Here is a 24,094-nt window from a genome sequence, read left to right on the forward strand (position 1 = left end):
ATTATTGTCAAGGCGAAAAGAGAGATGATACTAGCTAAACCGTTAGTGCAGTAAAATGATGGTTACTTATTTTCGGCCTCCACTATTTGACCTACTAAACTTTCTGCTTTACCCCTTTGCTCTTGGGTCTCTTGCTGCACCATGGTAAGCTCGTTTTCCGTAATGTACTGATTTTCAAAGGCATGTTTCGCGGCAGCGGCTGTATCTTCTACTAAAAGCATTTCTACTCCATGCTGTTTTAAGCCTTCAGCCATGGCTAGCACTTTCTTTTCTTTCCTTGATTTGGAAACATCTCTGATATAAATGGCCTTTACTCTTCCAGGAAATTCTTCACATATTTTAGTGTATAGCTCACTGTCCCGCTGGCCACTGTCTCCTATAAGGATGAAGGGCAGGTCAGAATATACTTCGAAGAGGTGCCTTATTTTTTCGAGCTTGTGATTATGAGTGCCACCCCCGGATTTCACTAATTTCCAAAGGCTTGTTTTTAGCTCCTGAAGTAAAAATGGACCTTTAGGTATATTTCTCACTTCGCAAAAGTCTTCCAGGAAGTCATATAAATTCCACTCACTGCTGCTTACGTAAAAAATCGGGTTTCTAATATTGTCTACTCCCGTATTTAAGGCGTCGTAAAATGCGGCTACACCAGTGAAAGGTAATCTCGTTTTTGAGTTTTTAGTAAGGATAAGCCTAAGTTTTCTCAGTGTTTGGGTAGCGTGAGATATTAATATGGTGTCATCCACATCAGAAATAATTCCAAATGCAGATTGTGGCTCTTGAATATATACCTCTCCTTCTGTTTCTATTTCTTTTTGCTCATCTACAATTTTATCTAACACTTTATAGAAGATGCACTGCCAGCCAGTCTGTGTGGTTGGCTCAGAAAATTCAAAAGTGGTTTCGAAAAGGCCGTTGGCATCAGTAGTCACTATTTTTTCTTTGCCGAACAGCTGAATGCTTACCCTTACATCTGGAATGGCCTCACTGAGATAGCGGCTGATCATAGCCCTGAAGTTCTTTCGCTTTCTATCTTCTTTGTTAGACTCGTAAAGGATTCTATCATCCAATACATGGCCTCTTATGAAAACCTGGGAAGGAGTACCATAGCCACGGTAGGGAATGATGGTAGGTGGAGATAGTACACCTAGCCATTTCTTTATCCTCAATGAGAGCTTCTTTACCGGTTTTCGTATGAATTTTTTAATAGTATTTTCTTTTCCTTCATAACCATTTCTGATTGCCTAATGTTATCAGATCACGTATGAATCACCTTTTGTTTGTAATTAATCCAATATCCGGTGGCATAGATAAATCGGATCTGTATAGTCAAATAGATACCTGCTGCTCACAGAGAAGTGTTCAATTTTCTATTCTCGAAACAAAGGGTGAAAATGATCAAAAACGCATAAAAAAGGCAATTGAAGAAAAAAAGCCAGATACGGTAGTCGCCTGCGGGGGTGATGGTACTATTAATCTTGTGGCCCAGGTTTTATTGGGAAATAAAGACTTAAAGTTGGGAATTATGCCTCTTGGGTCTGCCAATGGATTAGCCACTGAGTTGGGTATTCCAGAAGATACCGTCGCAGCCATTGATATTATCATTGGTCAGAAAACCATAGATATGGATGTGCTTAGGGTGAATGACGACCATTTATCGTTACATCTCAGCGACATAGGCTTCAATGCTACCCTTATAAAAAGGTTTGAGGCTAGTGGTTCCAGAGGAAAAATGGCCTATGCCCGCCACTTTTTTACCACCTTATTTAAAAAGAAGCCCAGGAAATATCATTTTGATTTTGGCTATACCAAATTCAATCAGCGTGCGGAAATGGTGGTTTTTGCTAATGCCACTAAATATGGTACCGGAGCCGTGGTGAACCCTGAAGGTCAACTTGATGACGGAAAATTTGAGGTATGCATATTCAAGCCGTACCCATGGTATGCTATCTTTAGTTTGGCTTATCGTTTTTTCACCGGAAAAATGAAAAACTCCAGGTATGTAGATATTCTAACGGCCGAAGAACTGCATTTGTCCACCCGCCAGGAAGATACTTTGCAGATTGATGGGGAAGATCTGGGCGACTTTAAAAAGGTACATGTAAAGATAGAGCCGGCTCAGCTCAAAGTAATCAAGCCTTGAGCTTACTTTGAATCTACCAAATAGCCAAGCATAGCCCCGCTCAAACATTACCACATTTTTAATATGATTTGATTATCTATTTTAGAAATAGAAATCAATGACTATGAAAAAAATCCTTTATCTATTATTTGCTATATCAATTACCGCCCATGCGCAGTATACCTCCAAGCTCTCTATTCCTGAGATTATGCAAGGGGAAGATTTTGTAGGCTATTTGCCTGAAAGAGTTCAGTGGAGCCCGGATGGAAAGTTCATCTATTTTAGTTGGAATCCGGATAAGGAAATTACCCGAAGCTTGTATAAGGTTGACGTAGCTACTGGTAAGATAGATAAGGTGAGCACTGAGGAGCAAAAGAGTAGAGCTTACATAGGCCAATATAATGAAGATAGAAGCCGAATGGTATACGATAAAAATGGGGATATCTTCCTTTATGATACCAAAACCAATAAGGCCACTCAGGTTACAAATACTTTGGAGAATGAAAATGTTCAGGGGTTCAGTGGTGATCAAAAACATGTTATTTATTCTATTGGCAACAATCTTTTCTCATGGTCTATCTCTAGTGGCGTAACCAAGCAGCTAACAGATTTCAAATCTGGAAATAAGAAGGCCGACAAAAAACTGCCGGCTGAAGAGCAGTGGTTGGAAAATGATCAGCTAGCGCTTTTTGATATTCTGGTAAAAAGAAAACAGCAAAAAGAAGCTGGTGAAGAAGAAAGGGAAACACTGAAGCCGGATCGTCCATTGGAAATTTATGTAGGTAAGAAAAGGGTTTCAAACACAGGCGTGAGTCCTGATATGAATTATATTACCTACAGACTGACTACAAGCGCTGAGGATAAATCTACGGAGGTGACTTATTTCGTTACCGAATCAGGCTATTCAGAGCAGCGAACAGCCAGATCAAAGGTGGGATCTCCACAAAGTTCTTTTGAGATGGGAATTTACGATGTGAAGAAGGATACTACTTATATAATTGATACTAAGCAGATTGAAGGTATTTATGATAAGCCTGAGTTTCTAAAAGATTATGCTGAAGGTGAGTTTAATCCTAAATATGATGAGCCAAGGGGTGTAGTAATTCATGGGCCCTTCTATGCAAAAAGCGGAAAGGCATTTGTAGATATTCGGTCTGATGATAATAAAGATCGCTGGCTGATGCAGCTAGACCTGGCCAATGGAAATCTTACCTTGATTGATCGCCAGCATGACGATGCGTGGATTGGAGGTCCTGGCATCAGCAGCTGGAATTTCTTCCCGGGTAACCTGGGTTGGCTCCCAGACGGTGAAACGATATGGTTCCAGTCTGAAGAAACCGGCTACTCTCATTTATATACCTATAATATAAACACTAAAAAGAAAAAGGCCTTGACACAAGGTGAGTTTGAAATCAGAGATGCTCAGCTTTCAAACGATAAAAAATACTTCTATATACAGAGTAATAAGGTTTCTCCACATGTGAGTCACTTTTACAAGTTGCCAGTTTCCGGTGGTACTATGGCGCAGATTACATCTAAGGAAGGAAATAATAATGTTTACTTATCTCCTGATGAGAAGCAGCTAGCGGTCTTATATTCCTACAGCAATAAGCCATGGGAACTCTACTTGATGAAAAATAAAGAAGGTGCTGAAATGAAGCAGCTTACAGAATCTACCACCGAAGCTTTCAAGTCTTATGAATGGAAAGATCCTGAAATAGTACAGTTTAAGGCGGAAGATGGTGCAGAGGTAGCCGCCCGTTTATATAAGCCGGAAAAGGCCAATGGTGCTGCAGTGATCTTTGTGCACGGAGCTGGATATTTACAAAATGTGCATAAGTGGTGGAGTTCATATTACAGAGAATATATGTTCCACAATTATCTTACAGACATGGGATATACCGTGATGGACATAGACTATCGTGGTAGTGACGGCTATGGTAGAGACTGGAGAACGGGCATTTACAGGTGGATGGGTGGTAAAGACCTTTCAGACCAGGTAGATGGTGCTAAATACCTTGTGGATCACCACGGGGTGGATAAAGACAGAATTGGTATTTACGGTGGCTCGTATGGCGGATTCATCACCTTAATGGCCATGTTTACCGCTCCAGACACCTTTCAAAGTGGCGCCGCATTGCGCTCGGTTACAGATTGGGCTCACTATAATCATGGGTATACTTCTAATATTTTGAATACGCCTGTTCAGGATAGTATTGCTTATGCTAAAAGCTCACCGATTTACTTTGCAGATGGTTTGAAAGGTAAATTGGTAATGCTTCATGGCATGGTGGATGATAACGTTCAGTTTCAGGATGTGGTCAGGTTATCTCAGCGACTCATTGAATTAGGTAAAAAAGATTGGGATCTGGCCGTTTTTCCTCTGGAAAGGCATGGATTTGTGGAGGCCAGCAGCTGGGCAGATGAATACCGCAGAATTTATGAGTTATTCGAAGAGACTCTTAAAGAAAAATAAATAAAGTGAGGCTGAATCAAAAGTGGCATCTTTACCACTTTTGATTCAGCCTCACTTTATTTTAAAATGGTAATGCCCCGAGGTCTACATTTCCTCCACTAATGATTATGCCCACCTTTTTGCCTTCAAACTTTTCTTTGTTTCGAAGTACAACTGCCAACGGTACGGCAGCACTAGGCTCTATAATTATTTTCATTCTTTCCCACACCATTTTCATAGCTGCCGTTATTTCTTCATCGTTGGTTAAAAGTATATCGGATACATGTTCCAGAATGATCTGAAATGGTTTTTCACCCACAGAAGTTCTTAGACCATCCGCAATGGTGTTCGGGTTCACCATAGGAATCAATGTTTTGGCGTTAAATGATCGGTAAGCATCATCAGCACCTTCGGGCTCACAGCCAATCACTTTAGTTTCAGGTGACCAGTAATGCGCACTTAGTGATGTGCCACTAAGTAGCCCGCCACCGCCAACAGGTGTTAATATATAATCCAGAGGATCATTCACTCCTTCGATAAGTTCTTTAGCTGCAGTGGCTTGTCCCGCAATGATATAGTAGTCATTATAAGGGTGAATCATAGTAGCCCCTGTTTTTTCTACCACTTCCTGAAGTGTATCTTCTCGGGCTTGAAGTGTAGGCTCACACTCAATCAAGTTGGCTCCATAACCTCTTACGGCATCCATTTTTACCTTTGCCGAGTTTGAAGGCATAACTATGTGGGCGGGAATACCTTCTACCTTGGCTGCTAAAGCCACTGCCTGTGCATGATTTCCAGAGCTGTGGGTGGCTACTCCTTTTTGTCTGTCTTCATCAGATAAGGAAAGAATAGCATTCATGCCTCCTCGGGCTTTGAAAGCACCTACTTTTTGGAAGTTTTCACATTTAAAATATATCTCTGCCCCAGCAATTTTATTAATGCTTTCAGAGGTGTAAACAGGGGTGTAATTGATGTAAGCAGACACCAGGTCATGGGCCTTCTCTATATCTTGTGCGGTTGGCTTTGAGTTCATACTCAAAAATAGAAGATATTCATTTAATCAGACGTAATTGATTAAATGAATATAACCACTATCACTAGAGCAATGATAACTCCAAAGATAAGTAAGCCGGTATGGTTTCTTTTTTTCATAGCTTGGGAGATTGTCTTACAAATATGGTAGGTTAAACCATCTCATGAAAAACAACCTTCCCCAACTGCAGAAATTATGGAGTGAACCGTAGATATTTACCGGTAAAAGCCTAGTGTGCTTTTAGCCAGTTTTCACCTACGCCGGCTTCTACCTCCATAGGCACTTCAAGGTCTACCGCAGATGTCATTAGCTCTACAATCTTTGGTTTTACTATATCCAGCTCATCTTTAGGAACATCAAACACCAATTCATCATGCACCTGCATAATCATTTTGGTTTTGAGATTTTCCTTTTGCAGCCATTCGTGAATCTTCACCATGGCTACTTTTATGATGTCTGCTGCGCTACCCTGAATAGGCGCATTAATGGCATTTCTTTCGGCATAACCTCTCATGGTGGCATTTCGTGAGTTGATATCTCTTAAATATCTTCTTCTGCCCATTAGAGTTTCGACATATTCCTTTTCCTTAGCCTTCTGGATTGAATCGTCCATATAAGCTCTGATAGATGGGAACTCTTTAAAGTAGGATTTTATAATATCACTGGCCTCAGACCTTGGAATGTTTAAGTTTTGAGATAAGCCAAAAGCTGAAATTCCGTAAATGATACCAAAGTTTACCTCCTTAGCCTTTCTACGCATGTTTGGATCCACGTCTTCTAAAGCCACATTAAATACTTTGGCAGCAGTAGTGGCGTGAATGTCTCTCCCTTCCTTAAATGCAGAGATCATATCCTTGTCTTGAGCAAATGATGCTGCTATTCTCAGCTCTATCTGGCTATAATCCGCAGCCAGTAGCGCATGGTTTTCATCTCTTGGAACAAATGCCTTTCTAATCTCTCTGCCTTTTTCCGTTCTAATAGGAATATTTTGCAGGTTAGGATTATTAGAGCTTAACCTACCGGTGGCAGCCACGGCTTGTCCATAGTCTGTATGCACCCTGCCATCACCACTGATCATTTTAGGAAGAGCATCTACATAAGTAGATTTTAGTTTTTGATACTCCCTAAAATCGAGAATTCTACTACAGATTTTGTGCTCACCAGCTAAGCGGCTCAGTATTTCTTCACCAGTAGCATATTGGCCAGATTTGGTTTTTTTAGGCTTATCCATAAGCTTCAGCTTATCGAATAAAACCTCTCCCAGCTGTTTGGGAGATGCGATATTGAACTCCTGACCTGCAAGCTCAAATATCTCATTCTGAGCCTCTAAGCTTGCTTCCTGAAGTTCCTTGCTCATATCATGAAGAGCGCTTTCATCTATCTTCACTCCTTCATACTCCATTTGAGCTAATACTTGCACCAATGGATGCTCCACATCATTGAGAAGCTTATCTAAGCCTTCCTTATTTATCTCTTCGTCCAGCCTCACTTTTAATTGTAAAGTGATATCAGCATCTTCTCCTGCGTACTCTACCACATCTTTAGGGTCGAGGTCACGCATGTTAAGCTGTTTTTTGCCTTTTGGTCCTAAGACATCAGAGATAGGAATTGGAATGTAGTGCAGATATTGTTCTGCAATTACATCCATGCTGTGCTTTGTTTCCGGCTCAAGCAGGTAGTGAGCTAGCATGGTGTCAAATATTTGACCTTTTACATTGATGCCATATTTCTTCAGCACCAAAATATCATATTTTAGATTTTGGCCGATTTTGCCAATTTTCGAATCTTCTAAAATCTCTTTAAAATCATTTAAAACCGCGGTAGCCTCCTCTTTATTTTCAGGCACGCTCACGTAGAAGGCCTCTCCTTTAAGGTATGAAATAGCCAAACCAACCACCTCGGCTTCTACAGCATCTATGTCAGTGGTTTCAGTGTCAAAGCAGAATTCCTTTTGCTTTTTTAAGTATGCAACCAGCTCTTTCCTCTTTTCAGGAGTAGTGATCAGGTGATATTCGTGCTCTATGGTCTTAATGGTGTCCTTGGCAGTAATAATCTCCTCTTCTATTTCAATGGCCTCTTTACTTTCCTGGCTAAACATAGAAAGCTGCCCTGCTGAAGATGAAGTGGCACTTGAAGATTTCATCTCTTCATTGAAGACTCTTTTTAGTAATGTCCTGAATTCCAGTTCTTCAAAAATAGGTTGAAGCTTCTCTTTTTCAGGGCCTGTATATACCAGATCTTCCTCATTAAAATCAACAGGTACCTCTACATTGATCGTAGCTAATTCTTTGGAAAGCACTCCCTGAGCACCAAAGTTTTCTACATTTTCTTTTTGCTTTCCTTTTAGCTGGTCAGCGTTTTGCACCAGGTTTTCAACCGAGCCAAATTGCTTAATGAGTTTGGAGGCAGTTTTAGGGCCTATGCCTGGTATACCTGGTATATTATCAGATGCATCGCCTTGTAAACCAAGCATATCTCTTACCTGATCTACTGATTCTATGTCCCATTTTTTCAGAACCTCATCAACGCCTAAAATATCTACAGCATTGCCCATGTAGGCAGGTTTATAGAGATAAACATGCTCCTGAACCAGCTGCCCGTAATCCTTATCTGGTGTCATCATAAACACCTCAAAATCATTTTCAGCGGCTTTCTTAGATAATGTTCCAATGATATCATCAGCCTCAAAACCGTCTAGCTCTATAACCGGAATGTTAAAAGCCCTTACAATATCTTTCACTATAGGAATGCCCACCTTAATATCCTCCGGAGTTTCCTCTCTATTAGCTTTATATTCTTTGTATTGCTCGTGTCTGAAGGTAGGGGCCGAGGTGTCAAAAGCTACCGCAATATGGGTTGGCTTTTGTTTTTGAATTACTTCCAACAGGGTGTTGGTAAAGCCAAACATCACTCCAGTATTTATACCTTTTGAGCTTATTCTTGGGCTTTTACTAAATGCAAAATGTGCTCTGTAAATTAACGCGTAAGCGTCAAGTAGAAATAATTTTTTCTCCGGTTTACTCATAGGGCATAAAGGTAGCCAATTGCCCTCAATTGATGGACAATGTAAACCAGAAATCCTCGCTATCTGTACCTGTAAGTTCGGCCTAAACGACTGAGGGTTTCATTTTCTTTTTCTTCCTCAAGGTTTTTCATCTTATGAATGGCACTAACAAAATGAGCTGCTATAACCAATGAATTCAAAAAGAAAATGGCCAGATAACCGATATTTATTAGAACGTGATTCACCTTGAAAATGAAAATGTAAGCAGTTATTTCATAAGTGAATAACGAAATGCCGATGAAAATACTGGCCGCACTAAACCAGGCCTCTTTTTGCTTGTCCATAATGGCTCTCACTATGATAAGAACGATATAGGCAAGGTTAACTGCTAAGAAAAACTGATATGCCGGCAGCATAGAAGTAAAGAAGAGTGGCGGCAATATCAGCGATAAGGCTATAAACAAATAGTTAATAGTAATGATGATCCACTTGAATAATGGATTAAAGAATTCACCATAAGTTTTTGTGATAAACAAGACACCGGCAAGTACGCTGGCGTAGAGTGACAAGTATTCTATTCTTATTGCTGCATTCCAGGTAATGCCTGGCATAAGGTCAGTAATGAGATAAATATTTGAAAATAAGGCTCTTAATGCCCATAGTATACACAGCAACCCAAAGTATAAAGTGGCGGTCTGTCCTTTTCTAATAAAGAAGAAAATGATGAAGAATAGTCCAAGAACGATAAGACCACCTACCGAAAGAATATTAGAAATAACTGACTTTTCTCTGGTAAAGGCCACTGACTCCGGTGAGCCAAATTTTAATACTTTATGGATGCCTCCTCTATTATGGTAAAAGTTAGAAACCTGCCATATGATTTCCATCTTAGAGTCTTTACATATAAATGTTTTATAAAGGGGCTTCCAGCTAGGACTTGATTTGTCTTTTGATTCACCTACTTCGCCATTTTGTGCTACTAGAGAATCATTAACATAAAGTTTATAAGATGTGTAAACGTTCGGAATGAAGAACGCCAATAGTTGATCTCTTTCTTTTTTGTGGACCGTTAATCGGTAGGTGGCGTAACCCTGACCGCCTAGTTTTATACCTTTATATAGTATGTCATTCCATATAGAAGGTACATGGATAAGTTCCATATTGTTATTTAGGCCATCCTTGAAGTCCTGAGGAGATAGAAGTCTATTATAATAGAATTCCCATTCACCATCCAGATCAATGGTGCCCAAATCACGAATATTGTAATCTGATATATTTAGTTCACCTTTTAGAACCTCGGGCTCCTCCTGCACATCCCCACCGGCCAAAGAAAGAATAGGTAAAAAAATTATAAATATTACACAGCAAAAAGCTTTAGCTACAGACATTTGTTATGCATAATTCAACAAACCACCTTGCAATTTAGTAGTAAAAGATAATACATCCTATTGAAAAGTGAGTTAAAAGGTACGCGCTAACTTACAATCTTTCTTGTTAATCTTTTACTAAAACCCGTTTTAAAAACATTATGGACTTGTTATAAGCCTCTTCCGCCGCCTTTTTATCATAATCAGGGTTGCTGGGGTTGGCAAAGGCGTGAACGGCATCATAATTATAAATGGTGATGTCCTTATCAGCTTTTTCCATTTTGTCAGAGAAGGTATTAACTACCTCTGGAGTGATGTGACTATCTTTTAGAGCAAAAATGCCTAATACCGGGAAGTTAATGGCTTTTATTTTCTGTTCATCTTTCTCGGGCATTCCATAATACATTACTGCTCCATTGGCCTGATCTCCTGCCAACATAGCTGCCTGCAGTGCCCAACCGCCACCAAAACACCAGCCAATAGTTGCTATTTCTGAACTATTACCTGTATAATCAATCGCTCCTTTAATGATGGCTTCGGCACGTGCAGTGGAAACACTTCGAACCAACTCCGAGGCTGTTTCTCGTGTGGTGGCTACCTGGCCGTCATAAAGATCAATGGCAATCACATTAATATTCTTATTGAAAGCATGCCAAAACTTATCGGCCTCCTGCTTGATGTAGTCATTAAGGCCCCACCATTCATGAAATACAAATATGTAATTATCAATATCGGTGTTTGCTTTTACTAGATAGGCATGACCTTCTTTACCGTCAGAGGTTTTGAAAGTCATCATTTTTCCGGCCTGTTCAGTATAGTGAAATGGCTTTGGATTAGCATGCTCATCTTTAAAGTCAGAAAATGAAGCAAGTCTGGAGAAGCTCTCAGTAGACGAAGTCTGACATATGGTAATATTGTCTTGAGCAAAGAGGTGAAAGCTTAAAGACAGGGTTAGAATGAAGAGGCTTATTTTTTTCATACTTGTAATAGTTTAGGTATGAAATTTTAACAGATAAGCCCCTTTAGTGTTTACTTCTGCCTGCTGTAGGCAATGTAGTCTGTTACAGGTGGTTCAATGTCCATTTGCCTTAATAAAGCTATAACTTGCCCTCTATGGTGGGTGCTGTGGTTAAGAACGTGCGTCACTATCTCTCGCAAAGTGCTCTCATACTTTATACCCTTTGTATTTTTATAAAAGATCATTTCTTCAAAAGCATCTCCTTTGTAAACATCAAGAAGTTTTAGCCAGTTTCTTCCACTCTCCTCATTCATGCTCACTATCTCATGAAGTTTATATTGTTCCCAGATAGGAAAAGGTGAAGTAGGTAGATCCTGAAGTCTGTTTATCCATACAATCTGAGCTGAAAGTATGTGGCTGGTAAGCGTTAAAATTTTGTCGTCATCAACATTATTCTCTTCTAAAGTGATGATTAATCTGGTATTAGCCCAGTTGTTATACCTAAATAAATCTAAAAAGTGTTTTTTCATACCGGTCATAAAAATCAAATAGTGGGATATTCATTTATGAAGTATATTGAGAGCTATATACTTACTGACTAAATTATGAAAAATCTGATTCTTTACTCCATTATTGTTAGTGCATTGCTTTCTTGCACGGTTAAAAGCTCCAGTGATGACGCGCAGGCGGTAGATACTCTTGCAATAATTGAATCTGTGTTTGATCTTAAATTCGATCAGGCCAAAAGAGATTCTCTAAAAGATGGAATAAAGAATAATCTGAAAAGTATACAGAGCATTCACCAATATCATCTCGATAATAGCATTTCTCCAGCTCTGGTTTTTAATCCGGTTCCAGAAGGGTTCAAAATCGATCAAAATCAGAAGCCTATAAACTGGGATTTGCCAGATAACCTCACTCTTCCTGAAAACAAGAATGATCTTGCGTTTTATACTGTGGCTGAGTTATCTACATTGATTAAAAGAAGATTGATCACCTCTACAGAACTGACCACGTTCTTTATCAATAGGTTGAAGCAATATGGCGATACACTTCAATGTGTGATTACCATCACGGAAGAGTTGGCTATGGAACAGGCTAAGAAAGCTGATGAAGAACTGGCGGCTGGAATTTATAAAGGCCCTCTTCATGGCATTCCCTATGGAGTTAAAGATTTATTGGCTTTAGAAGGATATAAAACTACATGGGGAGCGATGCCATTTAAAGATCAGAACATTGATGCCACTGCTACAGTAATAAAAAAACTGGAACAGGCGGGGGGTGTGCTTGTGGCTAAACTAACGCTTGGTGCTTTGGCCATGGGAGATATCTGGTATGGAGGAAAGACTAAAAACCCGTGGGATCTGAATCAGGGATCCAGTGGTTCTTCTGCGGGTTCAGCTTCTGCTACTGCAGCTGGCTTGGTGCCCTTTGCTATAGGCACCGAAACCTGGGGATCCATTGTTTCTCCATCCACCCGCTGTGGTACTACAGGTCTGAGACCTACCTTTGGAAGGGTAAGTAAATACGGTGCAATGGCACTGAGCTGGTCTATGGATAAAATTGGACCTATCTGCCGTTCAGCTAAAGATTGCGCCATAGTTTTTGATGCTATAAGAGGTGTGGATGAACTAGACAGATCTACTATCGGTGCTGCTTTTAACTTTAATGCCGGCCAAAATCCTAAAACTTTGAAAGTGGCCTATCTCAAAGATCTTTTTCAGAGCTCTACTTTTCATAAAGAAATAGATAGTGCCTCAGTGGAGGTGTTTAAAGGTATGGGAATAGAACTACATGAGCTATCACTCTCAACAAAGCTGCCTGTAGATGACTTGTCACTTATCTTATCAGCAGAATCAGCTGCGGCTTTTGATGAACTTACACGAAGTGGTAGAGATAGCTTGCTTGTGAATCAGAAGAAGAATGCATGGCCCAACTATTTTCGTCAGGGAAGATTTATTTCAGCCGCGGATTATATAAATGCTAACAGAATAAGACATGAATTGATCATAGAATTCAATGAAATGCTCAACGAATATGACGCCATTATAACCCCTAGTTTCGGCGGTGATCAGCTGTTAATGACCAATCTTACTGGTAATCCTTGTGTGGTTTTTCCAAATGGATTTGATGATGAGGGCCACCCGGGCAGCCTTTCCATCATAGGGAAATTATTTGGAGAAGCGGCGATTTTAGAACTCGCTAATGCCTATCAAAGTCAGACTAATAGTGAGGATCTGCATCCTGAAAAATTCATAAACTGATTTAGCAAAAGTGGCATTCGCATAACGGTTAAATGGAAAAATTCCGCTGGATGGAAAAGTGTGCGCTCTCTGGAAAAAATATAGCCGCTATTTCAAATTAAGTATCTGATAACTAGAATTTTATAATTCAGGCATAACTCCTGTTATAATCTATTCAACATAGCTTAGGCATTGTTTATTCTAATAGATCTACAATGGTAGTGAATAGATTAGCAACTGAAAAGATTGAGATGATAAGTGATGGTGTAGGGAATTTACTTTTCAGAAGTGGGTGTGAATGTAGATTGTTAGTAATTGTTGGCCGTTTAAAATCAGGTAGTACTTTAGTGTAGAGGAGCCATTGGGAAGAAAAGTGAAGTTGGTATGGCAAGTGGGTTTTGAGGAAAAGTACTTCCTGGTGAGGCCTCAAGATGGGATACAAAGAGATAAAACGTGGAATGTATGTGTTGAGAGTGACCAATATAGAGGGGGAGAAGTTTAGCACGAGATTATTGGTCGAGTAAGCGTAAGCGCCTGGTCTAAGATAGATCAGGCGCTTTTTTTATTGAGGTATCATAGGTAAGTCTACCAAAGTGTTTTCCCACATAAACACCATTTCAATGTCATTACCCATTTCATGAAACTGAATTGTAAATTGTTCAAAAAAGGCTTTTGTAGAAATAGATGATACTTCCACAACTAAAGCGTCTTTGCTTTCATCTCTATTGGCCTCTTGAGTCAGTATATCTATGCCCCACTGATCTGTTTCTTTGTTAAAAATAATCTTCCAGCTCTCTTTATCTGGTATGGTAAATAGAGAATATTTACCAGCTTTTAAGAGCCGATTATCTATCATCAAATCCTTGCTGGTTGAAAATTGAGTGGCTTCGTTTGCGCCTGTTCTCCAAACCTTACCGTAAGGTACTAATTGTCCAAATACTGTTCGACCTTTAACAGAGGGCCTGCTATAATTCACTTTAAGCGTGGTACTTTTCTGATCATAAAGTACCTGATCTTGTGGGCTGAAAGATTTAGTATGAAATCTATAGAATATAAAGGAGAAGCAGATTATGGCTATAACAGCCCCAACGAGTACGGTAAATTTTTTCATCAACTATGGATAATGTGCTTATTCAAAGGTTTGTGTTTCAGCCAAGGATCCGCTGCCATTATAATAAAACCACTGACCTTTTTCTTCACCCATTACATAGCTCCCTCTGGATTGTCTATTGCCGTTTTTGTAGTAATAAATCCATTCGCCGTCCTTTAGGCCATTTTTGAAGGCTCCTTTTTCTGCAACTTCACCGCTATGGTAATAATAAGTCCATTCCCCATCAGGAACGCCATTTTTAAATTCACATTCTACTTCTTTGAGCCCATCAATGTAATAATTGATTTTTAAACCTTGTCCATTTTTAAGATTTCCAGATGAAAGCGTGTCCCCATAAATGGTTATGTAAGGACTTACGCTCATGAGCATGCCGGCCTTCCACTCTTCCTCTTGCATGAGTAATCCGGTGGTATGAAAAATACCCCATTTTCCATCTTCTAAGCCCGATCTGAAAGTACCAATGCTTTTTAGCGCTCCTTCATCATAATAGGTAAACCACTGACCTATTTGTTTGTCTGCTTTGTAATGACCCTCTTCAATAAGATACCCTTCCTTATTGTAAAATCTCCAGTTGCCCTCTTTTAAGCCATACTTATAATTGCCCTGTACTTCTGGTTTTCCATTGCTGAAAAAAGATAAGTATACACTGTCTTGTTGACCATACTTATAGAAACTGATGCTTTCAGTGCGCCCTGTAATGTGGTAAGTAACCCATTGTCCTTTAGGCATGCCATTTACATATTGACGCTCGGTTCTAACCTTTCCGTTAGCGTAGTATTCGTGCCAAACACTGTCTGGTCTGCCTATATCGTATTTTCCAACTGACATCATTTGGCCATAATCATAATATTCTTTCCATGTACCTACCTGAATACCAGAACTGTACTGACCAACAATCATTAGCTGTCCATTGTCATAATATTTTTTCCAATAGCCATCAGTAGTGTCATTTTTAAATTCTGCCTCGATAATTAAAGTGCCATAAACATCATAAATTTTTTCCAGGCCTTCTTTCTTGTCTTCCTTATAATCACTAACAGTACTTACCTCCCCATTGCCATAATAGTCAGTCCAGGTGCCGGTTTTCTTACCGTTTTCAAATTTTCCAGTTTTTACGACTTTACCGTACAAATCCAACCCTTCATATTCCACAGGTAGATCGTTTTTGTAAATGATTCTGCCTGATATTCTTCCGTTGGCGAAGAAGAGTTTCCAGAGGCCTTCTCGCTTATCATCCTGGTAGGTGCCTTCTTCAAGCTTTACGTTGTCTTTATCGTAAAACTGCCACATGCCTGCTTTTTTGCCGTTGACAAGGTCGCCGATGGCATAAGCCGAGCTATCAGTAGTAAATAAGGTAGTCTTCTGGGCGTAGGTACTTGCCGTTACACAAAAGAAACAGATGGTCAGTAGGTTTTTTAAGAGCTTCATTAAGAGAAATTAGGCTTTAGGCGTTAAAAATGCATTTTAAGTAATTTTCAAGCAAATACCATACAAATCTATTTAATGCAATAATAAGGCAATCATATCTTAAATAGTAATGCACTAATTTTATCTTTGTTTAAGGTAAATTAGTCTGAACAAACTATTGAATCAATATGCAAAATATATGTGTTTTTTGTGGGTCTAGTAAGGGTAAAAAGGAAATTTACCTGACCCAGGCAAAGAAGCTAGGTGCAGCCCTTGCTACTCAAGGAAAAACTTTAGTTTATGGAGGTGGTAATGTGGGCCTTATGGGTGCTATTGCCGATGAGGTAATGACCGGAGGCGGCAAGGCCATTGGTGTAATCCCTGAGTTCTTGATGAGTAAAGAAGTGGGGCATAGCGGCCTTACGGATTTAATAGTGGTTGATTCTATGCACACCAGAAAAAGAAAAATGGCCGAACTGGCCGATGCTTTTATAGCTATGCCTGGAGGTTTTGGTACTCTTGAGGAGCTGGCCGAAATTCTTACCTGGGTGCAGATAGAGATCATTAAGAAGCCGATTGCCTTATTAAACATAGATGGATACTACGACTTACTGCTGAAGCAGATGGATCATATGGTGGAGGAAGGATTTTTAAAGGCCCAGAACCGATCTCTCTTACTCAATATTACTGATGCAGATCAAATTTTGCATGCATTAGAAAGCTTTGAGTTTAGTGACTATTCTGTGTGGAGCGATCTAGATAAAACCTGATATTAAATGTTCAGATGTGTACATTAGCATGGTCTGAACCTGAACAATTAATTATCTTATAATTGGTAATGTAGCCTTTATAAAGCGTTTTTTTATTTGGTATGCTGTTTGGTATCTCTTACCCAAAGAGGAGGAAGAGATGATGCGTATACACTTTATAGTAGCATTTAGAAAGTTTAAGAAAAACTTATTTCAAAGGCTGGTGCTTATTTTCCTTTTAAGCATTGGCTTTGTTTTCCTTATGCTTTCTCTTTACCAAATAAGCCAGAGAAATATCAATTTCTCTTTTATCATCATGTCTGTGGTCGTGTTCGTGGCTGGTATTATGCTGCAGCTACAAACGAGCAGATCGTTTTGCAAGGAGATTGGTATTAGAAAGCTATTAGGTGCAACTGATATAAATTTCTTTGGCCTTAGCATTGTTAATTACCTCACAAATGCTGTTCTGGCTCTTTTATTGGGTTTCATCATATATGAAAACCGCCCTCTAATGCACTTTATATCAGGTGATTATGCTGATTCACTAAACTTTCTGGCTGTTATCTTCACTGTGGCAATAGCCATTGCTATCAGTGCAGTTGGCAGCATTGCTCTAGGAGTAAAAATATCTAAGCGGTCAATTGTCACTATTTTAGGTAAGAGATAGCACTATTCTCCTTTATCTTTTGAAATATCTTATCCGAAGCTGTAATATCATATAAATTGATTAAATTTTTATGAGAATGAGCAAGTGAATGAAGAAGCGATTCATACTGATATTACTGTTTTTTTACTTTTATGGTATTACTAATAACTATGGCCAACAACTAGGTTTTAGTATTAGTGATAACAAAAAGAAGGTAGAGATACCTTTTGATATTTATAATAATTTGATCGTGGTGCCTGTGGTGTTAAATGACAAGCTACCACTTAAGTTCATTATAGATACGGGTGTAAGAACGAGTATTCTTACTGAAAAATCATTTGGTGATATTATTAATTTATCCTACTCTAGAAAGTATACCATCTCTGGTCTTGGTGGTGAAAACCTTATCGATGCTTATGTAACGAACAATGTGTCTCTTACTCTGCCGGGTGTGAAAGGCAGAGGTCATGCTTTATTAGTTTTAGCTGAGGATTATCTTGAGCTAAGGAACTACTTGGGCACAGACGTGCATGGTATTTTGGGTTATGAGCTGTTTAGCCGTTTTATTGTAGATATTGATTATGATCGGAAAATAATGACGCTTACTAGCCCTGATTACTTTAAAAAAGGGAAGAAGTTTCAAGAGATCCCCATGAATATCGTGGATACGAAGCCTTACATAAATGCTACGGTCGTTTTTGATGATAAAACTAAAAAAGATGTGAGGCTAATGGTTGATTCTGGGGCGAGCCACGGACTAAGGTTAGAGCCTGATTCAGCGAAAAACATTCTTCCCCCTGAAAAAAGTATTGATGCCATTCTAGGTCGGGGTTTAGGCGGTGTGATGGGCGGAAAAATAGGAAGAATAGATATGTTTCAACTAGCAGAAAACATTTGCTGGGAAAACGTAATCACCAGTTTTCCTGAAGATCATGATTTTCTAGATAGTTTGAAGACTGTCGGCTTACAAAGAGATGGTTCTATAGGAGGTGAAATATTAACTCGATTTAAGGTCATCTTCAATTTTCCTCATGAGAAGCTCTATCTCAAGCCAAGCAAAGGGTTTAAGAATAGATTTACTTACAACCTAAGTGGACTCACCATTAAGGCTAAGGGCAGTAAATTAGATGTGTTTGAAGTAATTGAAGTTAGAAAAGGTTCTTCTGGTGCTCTGGCTGGTATAAAAGAAGGAGATCAAATAATAAAAGTTAATGGCACCAGCTCTAAAGTTTTACATCTCAATAATATAAATGCCGCCTTGAACTACAGGGAAGGAAAAAAAATAAGGTTAGTCATTCAAAGAGATAATGAAAAACTAACCGTTAAATTCCGTCTGCATAGTATTATCTAAAGAAACCTTTTAGTTTGGATTTACTTTTCTCATACTTGTCATTGATGTAGGCATGCATGCTTTTGAAACGAATGGCATTTAAAATTGATATGCTTAATGCTTCAGAGGTTAATCCTTCTTTAAGGATAAATTCCTGAGCATGCCCCAAATACGTTTCTGTATAATTTGAATTTTTAATGATAGTAATGGGGATATGCTTCGTTTTTATGCTGGAAGCAAGCCTTTTCACTAAAGTCTTTAGATAGGTCTTATCAAAATTATCATCTATAAGGATACAGCTAGGCTTAGAATGCAAGATCTTTTTGTAAAGACCTTTTATGTCAAAACCAATTTCTGCATTGTAAGATTTGTTCTTGATCTTTTTGAGCTTCTCATATATATCACCTAGTTCAATGGGGTTATTTCCCACTAAAAATACATTAAGAGATTCTCTAGTTTTAATTGGAGTAGTAGTTAAAGCTTGCATAAACAACTATGTTTGGATGTGTTAACGTTTATTAAAATAATTTGTTGATACCACAGCATTCAATTTTTAAAATAATTACTCACCTTTTTATAATCCGATTTTGAGAAAGGTAATCATAGTAGGTGGCGGTCTGGCCGGTTTAGTTGTTTCTATTAAGTTACGAAAATCTGGGCTCGATCCGATTTTGATTGAGAAAAAAAAATATCCTTTTCACCGGGTCTGTGGTGAGTATATTTCTAATGAAGTAAGACCATTTTTAGAGGAATTATCTATTTACCCGGATGAGCTAGGGGCCTCAGATCTTCATACTTTTCAGCTTACATCTGTCTCGGGAAAAGAGGTGAGACTACCCCTGGAAATGGGTGGCTTTGGCATCAGTAGATATTCCTTAGACCAGCATCTTTATAACATGGCACAGGCGATGGGCGTGGAGGTGGTTACAGGTAAATCTGTCATGGACCTAAAGTATGAACATGGCCATTTTGATGTAGAGCTCTCAGGAGGAGAAGTGCTTCAAAGTGAACTAGTTGTGGGTGCTTTTGGAAAACGTTCCAGACTTGATCAGGTGCTGAATAGAAGTTTTTTTAAGAAAAGATCACCCTACATGGGAGTTAAATATCATATCTCAAATATTGACCAGCCTGATCATTTAATTTCTCTTCATAATTTCAAAAGTGGTTACTGCGGACTAAGTAAAATTGAAGGAGATAAGTACAATCTGTGCTATCTCACTGCCAGAAAAAATCTGGAAACCAGCATCATGGAAATGGAGCAGACGGTGCTGAGTGAAAATTCGTTTTTAAAGAAAATTTTTAAATCGGCGAATTTCTTAATGGATAAGCCATTGGTGATAAATGAAATCTCATTTGAGACTAAAGAGCCGGTTCAAAATCATATTCTTATGTGCGGTGATGCCGCGGGCATGATCACACCTCTCTGTGGTAATGGCATGGCTATGGCTATTCATTCTGCCAAAATATTAGCCGAGCAAATACTAAAATATCACAAGGATAATGATGCTCAGAGCAAAATTGAACAGGCCTATTCTAAGGCATGGACGGATCAATTTAGTAGACGTCTGTGGACAGGAAGGCAAATACAAAAATTATTTGGCAGCAGATGGTTATCAGATACCAGCGTAAGCCTGGTGAATAAATCTGATGCTTTGGGTAAATACCTGGTGAAACAAACACATGGCGAATATTTTTAGAAGCCTGCTTCCAGTGCCTGAAGAACAAGCGAATTTTTCAGAAAGAAATAAATAAAGAAGGCGTTTAAGCATGTAGCAGAAATAAGGTTGAGCCACATCGTGTGAGAGAAATCGGCCTTTTCAGGGTTTTTATTCACTTTTAAAAACCAAACTCCGAAGAAGATAACCGTTGGAGCCATGCTGATAAGAAAAGCGATAGCATACTTCATCTGAAAGTAGTAAATAAAATAAAGTACAAAAGCTGCAGAGGCCAACGAAAAAGCGATTGCTGTAAAATAGAAAGTCCCTTTAATGCCCAGCTTTATACTTAATGTATGGTCTCCTCTTTTGGCATCTTCCTCATGCTGATAAATCTGTGTCATAGGATATGACCCCCACAAAATCAGTGAAGTAAGTAGCGCTGGAATAATAACATGAGGCAGGGTTAAAACTCGAAAACTGAAATCATTAAGCCCCATGTATGACATGATGAAAGTAAAAGCGCCCTGAAAGAAACCGGCGATGAACCAGCTGCCAAATGGATATTTCTTAATACGAACAGATGGATGGCTGTAGGCTTTAGAAACCATTCCGTATATGAAAAGTGCTAAGGCAAATTGCCAGTTTATAATAAATCCCATTGAAATGGCTATGATATCAAAGAGTATGGCTAGATAATATAATCCTTTTGATACTTTTGGAGGATGCTTTAGCCCACCTATGCTTTTTTCATCTTTATCGAAGTAGCTGTTATAGCCATTGCTGGCTGGGTATAGAAAAAAATGTAGGGCCACGAAAACAATGATCATGTGGCTAACATTAATATTTGGTGAAATAGCTAGGGCAAATAAAAATACTGGCAATAAAAAAAACGAAAATGGTATTCGTAGGTGTAGCCAGGATGATTTTTTGAACATGAGAAAAATTATTTTCACCAAGTTATAGATTTTTATAATAACTACTGAATGAAGGCTTTCATTACGTCTATAGGAACGGCTAATCCTAAACATAAAATATCACAACCCCAGGTCTGGGAATTTATGGCTAAGGCCCACCAGATGAATGAAGCTGAGGCTCGAAGCTTAAACATGTTGTATAGAGCTACGGGCATTCATACGCGTTATTCTGTAATTGAAGACTACAGTGAACCTGGTGTAAGAAGCTTTTACCCAGATTCAGAGGACCTTGAGCCATTTCCGTCTACTCAAAAAAGGGCTGCTTTATTTCAAAAAGAGGCCATCTCACTTTGTGAGGAGGCCGCCAGCAAGGCATTGAAAAATAGGAATGTACAAGAAATAACTCACTTGATTACAGTAAGCTGTACGGGTATGTATGCTCCAGGTATTGACATAGAACTTATAGATAAACTGGGCCTGAATACCACTGTAGAGAGAACGGGCATCAACTTTATGGGCTGTTATGCTGCCTTTAATGCTATAAAAGTGGCCAGATCTATTTGTATGTCCAACGCTAAGGCCAAGGTGCTCATTGTGTGCGTTGAGCTATGCAGTATTCATTTTCAAAAGGAAAAGGTGGCCGATTATTTACTGGCTAATGCTCTTTTTGGAGATGGAGCAGCGGCGATGCTAATGGAAGCCGAACCTGTAAATGGTATCAACCTGGAAACTCAGGCTTTCCATAGTGACCTAAACCGCGGTGGTGGTGAAGATATGGCCTGGAGAATTGGTGACTATGGTTTTGAAATGAGACTTTCTTCATACATTCCAGACTTTATAGAAAAAGATATTGCTCCATTGATTAAAAGACTAAAAGAAAATCTGGATATTGAAAGCTTTGATTTTCATGCAGTGCATCCTGGAGGTAAAAAGATTCTTGAGGTAATAGAAAGCGAATTAGAGCTTCAACCTGAAGATAACCGCTTTGCACATGAGGTACTGAGAAATTATGGTAATATGTCATCGCCAACCATTCTTTTTGTTTTGAAAGAAATAATGCAGATTTTGAAGAAGGAAGATCACAATAAAAATGTATTAGGCCTGGCATTCGGACCAGGGTTAACATTGGAGAGCATGGTCTTATCAGTTAAGTATCAATAACATGGCATCGAAATTCAGCAATCGTAGTACTGAACCTGAGCTCATGGATGATCTTGAGAGCTCCGGGCCGGTGATTGAGCAAACGCTGCGAGAGCTGGAAACCATCAATAAATGGTTAGGGGGGAATTATGTTACTACCAACGGACTGGGCAAACTAATCAAAAGGCTTGAAGAAAAACCTAAGGAGCTGACAATCATTGACCTGGGCTGTGGTAGTGGTGATATGTTAAAGAAAATAGCACTTTGGGCTCGCAAGAAGTCAATCGCTATTCGGTTAATTGGAGTTGATGCGAATCCACATATTATCAGATATGCAGAAAATAATACCAGAGATTATCCCGAAATAGAATTTAAGTGCATCAACATTTTCTCTGACGAATTTAAGGAGCTCAAATGTGATGTAATTACGGCTACATTATTTACCCACCATTTCACTGATCAGGAACTGGCCGATTTATTTAATCAATTTAAGACTCAAGCCAGGTTGGGAGTAGTAATTAATGATATCCATCGCCATTGGTTAGCATATTATTCCATTAAATTACTTACCTCTTTATTTTCCAGATCACCCATGGTGAAGTATGATGCAGCCGTTTCTGTGCTAAGAGCATTTCATAAAAGTGAGCTGAGATCCATTTTGTCTAAAAGCCAATGTCCAGATTATAAATTAAAGTGGCTCTGGGCCTTTAGATGGCAACTGATCGTTTGGCACTAAGCCGCTGAGCTTACCTCCAGCATAGTCTCCTGAAGCTCTCTTTTGAGGTTATAGTGGAAACTTGAAAAGTTTAAAAGATCCACATGTTTGTTTAAAGACTTCAGAACTGTAATCACAGCAGTGAGAGCGTCTACCTCCTTAAAGAAAACTCTTTCTTCATCCTGATCATCTTCTGCCAGAACTTCCTCAGTAAACTCATCCAGGTGGCGTAGCTGTATACGTTCTTCTCTGGGGTTCCAGTTCATTACGTACATTACCTTTAAGTATTCCGGAAGCCTCTTAATGAACTCAGCAGACTCATGGTAAGTTAAGCTTTTACGAATAGTATGTAAAACACGGCTAATAGCTAATCCCGCTTTCTCCATGCTTTTAAGACCTAATGATTGGCAAATTTCTTTAATTAGGCCATTGTCTTGCAAAGACAAATTAGAGTAGTCAAGAGCGATTGTATTTTCCATAAAATTTTACCTGAAGTTATCGTACTACATTATTTGATTTGATAACCTCAGGTAAATAATCGTGCCAACATCAATTAGCTATTATAAAATGACATTTTTACAGATTTGACCACTCATTTTGGCAGTCTCTTCGTGGATTGATTTCACACTGTGGTGGGCTGGTTCGCCACTATTCCACAACCCATTTTACTTTTTCATCAATAGGTTTTCTTCTGCCCGCTGGCCATTTGTCAGACTTCGGCATGCCTATGTATAAGAACCCAAGTAGCTGATCTTCATCACCTAAACCAAAGAAGCTTTTAGCTTTAGGCTGGAAGGTGATGCCGCCCGTGCTCCAGTAACAACCTATTTTATTAGCGGCCGCGGTAAGTAGCATATTTTGTACGGCACAAGCAGTAGCACATACTTCTTCCACCTCCGGCACCATATTGCTTTTTTTCATACCTATAGCAATAACATGAGAGCATTCTAATGGCTTACTGTACAGTTTGTCATACTTGTTCTCATCAAAAGTGTCAGGGTTGTTTTCTTTATAAAAATTGGCTTGAAACTCACCCAATTTTTTAATTCCCTCGCCTTTAAACACTACGAATCTCCAAGGTTCCGTGTGCTTATGGTTAGGGGCCCAGTTAGCATTTTCCAGCATAGTTTCAATGATTGCATCATCTACCACTTCACCAGAAAACATATTTGTATAAATAGATCGTCTATCACGAATGATATCATTAACCGCTGTTGTAAAATCCATCTGTGTATATTTATTTAT

At 39.1% G+C, this 24,094-nt stretch carries 21 protein-coding genes; 9 read left to right on the forward strand and 12 right to left on the reverse strand.

The genetic code is table 11. The features are described from left to right. Positions 1 to 62: 62 nt before the first annotated feature. The gene (locus LVD16_RS04765) at positions 63 to 1,166 is read right to left on the reverse strand and encodes an App1 family protein phosphatidate phosphatase (RefSeq protein ID WP_233772598.1); all 1,104 of its coding nucleotides are present in this window, start codon (positions 1,164 to 1,166) and stop codon (positions 63 to 65) included. 95 nt (positions 1,167 to 1,261) lie between these two features. On the opposite strand from LVD16_RS04765, the gene LVD16_RS04770 reads away from it, so the two are divergent. Both LVD16_RS04770 and LVD16_RS04775 read left to right on the forward strand, forming a co-directional pair. Beyond that, entirely contained in the window at positions 1,262 to 2,140 is an 879-nt protein-coding gene (locus LVD16_RS04770) for a diacylglycerol/lipid kinase family protein (protein WP_233772600.1), read from the forward strand. Positions 2,141 to 2,243: 103 nt separating this feature from the next. Continuing rightward, entirely contained in the window at positions 2,244 to 4,595 is a 2,352-nt protein-coding gene (locus LVD16_RS04775; RefSeq protein WP_233772602.1) for a S9 family peptidase, read from the forward strand. A gap of 61 nt (positions 4,596 to 4,656) precedes the next feature. Here LVD16_RS04775 and LVD16_RS04780 read toward each other — a convergent pair whose 3' ends face one another. The 5 genes from LVD16_RS04780 to LVD16_RS04800 form a co-directional block, all read right to left on the reverse strand. Next, positions 4,657 to 5,607: a pyridoxal-phosphate dependent enzyme gene (locus LVD16_RS04780; protein WP_233772604.1), complete on the reverse strand. Its 951-nt coding sequence runs from the start codon at positions 5,605 to 5,607 to the stop codon at positions 4,657 to 4,659. 229 nt (positions 5,608 to 5,836) lie between these two features. Next, the gene (gene polA / locus LVD16_RS04785; protein ID WP_233772607.1) at positions 5,837 to 8,632 is read right to left on the reverse strand and encodes a DNA polymerase I; all 2,796 of its coding nucleotides are present in this window, start codon (positions 8,630 to 8,632) and stop codon (positions 5,837 to 5,839) included. Between the two features lie 59 nt (positions 8,633 to 8,691). After that, the gene (locus LVD16_RS04790) at positions 8,692 to 9,999 is read right to left on the reverse strand and encodes a 7TM-DISM domain-containing protein (protein WP_233772608.1); all 1,308 of its coding nucleotides are present in this window, start codon (positions 9,997 to 9,999) and stop codon (positions 8,692 to 8,694) included. A 106-nt stretch (positions 10,000 to 10,105) separates the two neighbouring features. Further along, complete coding sequence (locus LVD16_RS04795) at positions 10,106 to 10,957, reverse strand: dienelactone hydrolase family protein (protein ID WP_233772610.1); 852 nt, start codon at positions 10,955 to 10,957, stop codon at positions 10,106 to 10,108. 50 nt (positions 10,958 to 11,007) lie between these two features. After that, positions 11,008 to 11,466, reverse strand: a complete 459-nt coding sequence (locus LVD16_RS04800) for a DinB family protein (protein WP_233772612.1) — start codon at positions 11,464 to 11,466, stop codon at positions 11,008 to 11,010. A 75-nt stretch (positions 11,467 to 11,541) separates the two neighbouring features. Between LVD16_RS04800 and LVD16_RS04805 the strand changes: the two genes are divergently transcribed. Next, positions 11,542 to 13,200, forward strand: coding sequence for an amidase (locus LVD16_RS04805; RefSeq protein ID WP_233772614.1), 1,659 nt, complete (start codon positions 11,542 to 11,544; stop codon positions 13,198 to 13,200). A gap of 541 nt (positions 13,201 to 13,741) precedes the next feature. Here the strand turns inward: LVD16_RS04805 and LVD16_RS04810 are convergent. After that, the gene (locus LVD16_RS04810) at positions 13,742 to 14,290 is read right to left on the reverse strand and encodes a DUF2911 domain-containing protein (protein ID WP_233772617.1); all 549 of its coding nucleotides are present in this window, start codon (positions 14,288 to 14,290) and stop codon (positions 13,742 to 13,744) included. An 18-nt stretch (positions 14,291 to 14,308) separates the two neighbouring features. Next, entirely contained in the window at positions 14,309 to 15,718 is a 1,410-nt protein-coding gene (locus tag LVD16_RS04815; protein ID WP_233772619.1) for a toxin-antitoxin system YwqK family antitoxin, read from the reverse strand. A 167-nt stretch (positions 15,719 to 15,885) separates the two neighbouring features. Here LVD16_RS04815 and LVD16_RS04820 point away from each other — a divergent pair, with 167 nt between their 5' ends. From LVD16_RS04820 to LVD16_RS04830, 3 genes are all read left to right on the forward strand, one after another. After that, positions 15,886 to 16,467 carry an LOG family protein gene (locus tag LVD16_RS04820; protein ID WP_233772620.1) on the forward strand — a complete coding sequence of 194 codons (582 nt, stop codon included), beginning with the start codon at positions 15,886 to 15,888 and terminating at the stop codon, positions 16,465 to 16,467. 139 nt (positions 16,468 to 16,606) lie between these two features. Next, positions 16,607 to 17,113, forward strand: coding sequence for an ABC transporter permease family protein (locus LVD16_RS04825; protein WP_233772623.1), 507 nt, complete (start codon positions 16,607 to 16,609; stop codon positions 17,111 to 17,113). A gap of 88 nt (positions 17,114 to 17,201) precedes the next feature. Continuing rightward, on the forward strand, positions 17,202 to 18,443 hold the full coding sequence (locus LVD16_RS04830) for an aspartyl protease family protein (protein ID WP_233772625.1): 1,242 nt from the start codon (positions 17,202 to 17,204) through the stop codon (positions 18,441 to 18,443). On the opposite strand, the gene LVD16_RS04835 is transcribed toward LVD16_RS04830, so the two are convergent. Continuing rightward, positions 18,436 to 18,909 carry a hypothetical protein gene (locus LVD16_RS04835; protein ID WP_233772627.1) on the reverse strand — a complete coding sequence of 158 codons (474 nt, stop codon included), beginning with the start codon at positions 18,907 to 18,909 and terminating at the stop codon, positions 18,436 to 18,438. The genes LVD16_RS04830 and LVD16_RS04835 overlap by 8 nt on opposite strands. 100 nt (positions 18,910 to 19,009) lie before the next feature. Between LVD16_RS04835 and LVD16_RS04840 the strand changes: the two genes are divergently transcribed. After that, on the forward strand, positions 19,010 to 20,119 hold the full coding sequence (locus LVD16_RS04840; protein WP_233772629.1) for an NAD(P)/FAD-dependent oxidoreductase: 1,110 nt from the start codon (positions 19,010 to 19,012) through the stop codon (positions 20,117 to 20,119). On the opposite strand, the gene LVD16_RS04845 is transcribed toward LVD16_RS04840, so the two are convergent. Continuing rightward, positions 20,116 to 21,015 (reverse strand): UbiA family prenyltransferase, encoded by a 900-nt coding sequence (locus LVD16_RS04845; RefSeq protein WP_233772631.1) that lies wholly within the window; start codon positions 21,013 to 21,015, stop codon positions 20,116 to 20,118. The genes LVD16_RS04840 and LVD16_RS04845 overlap by 4 nt on opposite strands. A gap of 48 nt (positions 21,016 to 21,063) precedes the next feature. On the opposite strand from LVD16_RS04845, the gene LVD16_RS04850 reads away from it, so the two are divergent. Together LVD16_RS04850 and LVD16_RS04855 are read left to right on the forward strand one after the other, a co-directional pair. Beyond that, positions 21,064 to 22,155, forward strand: a complete 1,092-nt coding sequence (locus LVD16_RS04850) for a type III polyketide synthase (RefSeq protein ID WP_233772632.1) — start codon at positions 21,064 to 21,066, stop codon at positions 22,153 to 22,155. 1 nt (position 22,156) lies between these two features. Further along, the gene (locus LVD16_RS04855; protein ID WP_233772634.1) at positions 22,157 to 22,870 is read left to right on the forward strand and encodes a methyltransferase domain-containing protein; all 714 of its coding nucleotides are present in this window, start codon (positions 22,157 to 22,159) and stop codon (positions 22,868 to 22,870) included. Here the strand turns inward: LVD16_RS04855 and LVD16_RS04860 are convergent. Further along, positions 22,867 to 23,328 carry a DUF2267 domain-containing protein gene (locus LVD16_RS04860; RefSeq protein WP_233772636.1) on the reverse strand — a complete coding sequence of 154 codons (462 nt, stop codon included), beginning with the start codon at positions 23,326 to 23,328 and terminating at the stop codon, positions 22,867 to 22,869. The two genes, LVD16_RS04855 and LVD16_RS04860, sit on opposite strands and share 4 nt — an antisense overlap. A gap of 169 nt (positions 23,329 to 23,497) precedes the next feature. Beyond that, positions 23,498 to 24,076, reverse strand: a complete 579-nt coding sequence (locus LVD16_RS04865) for a nitroreductase family protein (RefSeq protein ID WP_233772637.1) — start codon at positions 24,074 to 24,076, stop codon at positions 23,498 to 23,500. Between the last annotated feature and the right edge of the window lie 18 nt (positions 24,077 to 24,094).

This window comes from Fulvivirga ligni (assembly GCF_021389935.1).
In the GTDB taxonomy this organism is placed as follows: Bacteria; Bacteroidota; Bacteroidia; order Cytophagales; family Cyclobacteriaceae; genus Fulvivirga; species Fulvivirga ligni.

Excerpts from the sequence above, each read along its gene's own strand:
- LVD16_RS04810 (WP_233772617.1), bottom strand. The coding sequence starts at position 14,290 with ATGAAAAAATTTACCGTACTCGTTGGGGCTGTTATAGCCATAATCTGC.
- LVD16_RS04780 (WP_233772604.1), bottom strand. The coding sequence starts at position 5,607 with ATGAACTCAAAGCCAACCGCACAAGATATAGAGAAGGCCCATGACCTG.
- LVD16_RS04835 (WP_233772627.1), bottom strand. The coding sequence starts at position 18,909 with ATGCAAGCTTTAACTACTACTCCAATTAAAACTAGAGAATCTCTTAAT.
- LVD16_RS04855 (WP_233772634.1), top strand. The coding sequence starts at position 22,157 with ATGGCATCGAAATTCAGCAATCGTAGTACTGAACCTGAGCTCATGGAT.
- LVD16_RS04800 (WP_233772612.1), bottom strand. The coding sequence starts at position 11,466 with ATGAAAAAACACTTTTTAGATTTATTTAGGTATAACAACTGGGCTAAT.
- LVD16_RS04825 (WP_233772623.1), top strand. The coding sequence starts at position 16,607 with ATGATGCGTATACACTTTATAGTAGCATTTAGAAAGTTTAAGAAAAAC.
- LVD16_RS04830 (WP_233772625.1), top strand. The coding sequence starts at position 17,202 with ATGAAGAAGCGATTCATACTGATATTACTGTTTTTTTACTTTTATGGT.
- LVD16_RS04805 (WP_233772614.1), top strand. The coding sequence starts at position 11,542 with ATGAAAAATCTGATTCTTTACTCCATTATTGTTAGTGCATTGCTTTCT.
- LVD16_RS04820 (WP_233772620.1), top strand. The coding sequence starts at position 15,886 with ATGCAAAATATATGTGTTTTTTGTGGGTCTAGTAAGGGTAAAAAGGAA.
- LVD16_RS04790 (WP_233772608.1), bottom strand. The coding sequence starts at position 9,999 with ATGTCTGTAGCTAAAGCTTTTTGCTGTGTAATATTTATAATTTTTTTA.
- polA (WP_233772607.1), bottom strand. The coding sequence starts at position 8,632 with ATGAGTAAACCGGAGAAAAAATTATTTCTACTTGACGCTTACGCGTTA.
- LVD16_RS04815 (WP_233772619.1), bottom strand. The coding sequence starts at position 15,718 with ATGAAGCTCTTAAAAAACCTACTGACCATCTGTTTCTTTTGTGTAACG.
- LVD16_RS04795 (WP_233772610.1), bottom strand. The coding sequence starts at position 10,957 with ATGAAAAAAATAAGCCTCTTCATTCTAACCCTGTCTTTAAGCTTTCAC.
- LVD16_RS04860 (WP_233772636.1), bottom strand. The coding sequence starts at position 23,328 with ATGGAAAATACAATCGCTCTTGACTACTCTAATTTGTCTTTGCAAGAC.
- LVD16_RS04845 (WP_233772631.1), bottom strand. The coding sequence starts at position 21,015 with ATGTTCAAAAAATCATCCTGGCTACACCTACGAATACCATTTTCGTTT.
- LVD16_RS04850 (WP_233772632.1), top strand. The coding sequence starts at position 21,064 with ATGAAGGCTTTCATTACGTCTATAGGAACGGCTAATCCTAAACATAAA.
- LVD16_RS04865 (WP_233772637.1), bottom strand. The coding sequence starts at position 24,076 with ATGGATTTTACAACAGCGGTTAATGATATCATTCGTGATAGACGATCT.
- LVD16_RS04770 (WP_233772600.1), top strand. The coding sequence starts at position 1,262 with ATGAATCACCTTTTGTTTGTAATTAATCCAATATCCGGTGGCATAGAT.
- LVD16_RS04775 (WP_233772602.1), top strand. The coding sequence starts at position 2,244 with ATGAAAAAAATCCTTTATCTATTATTTGCTATATCAATTACCGCCCAT.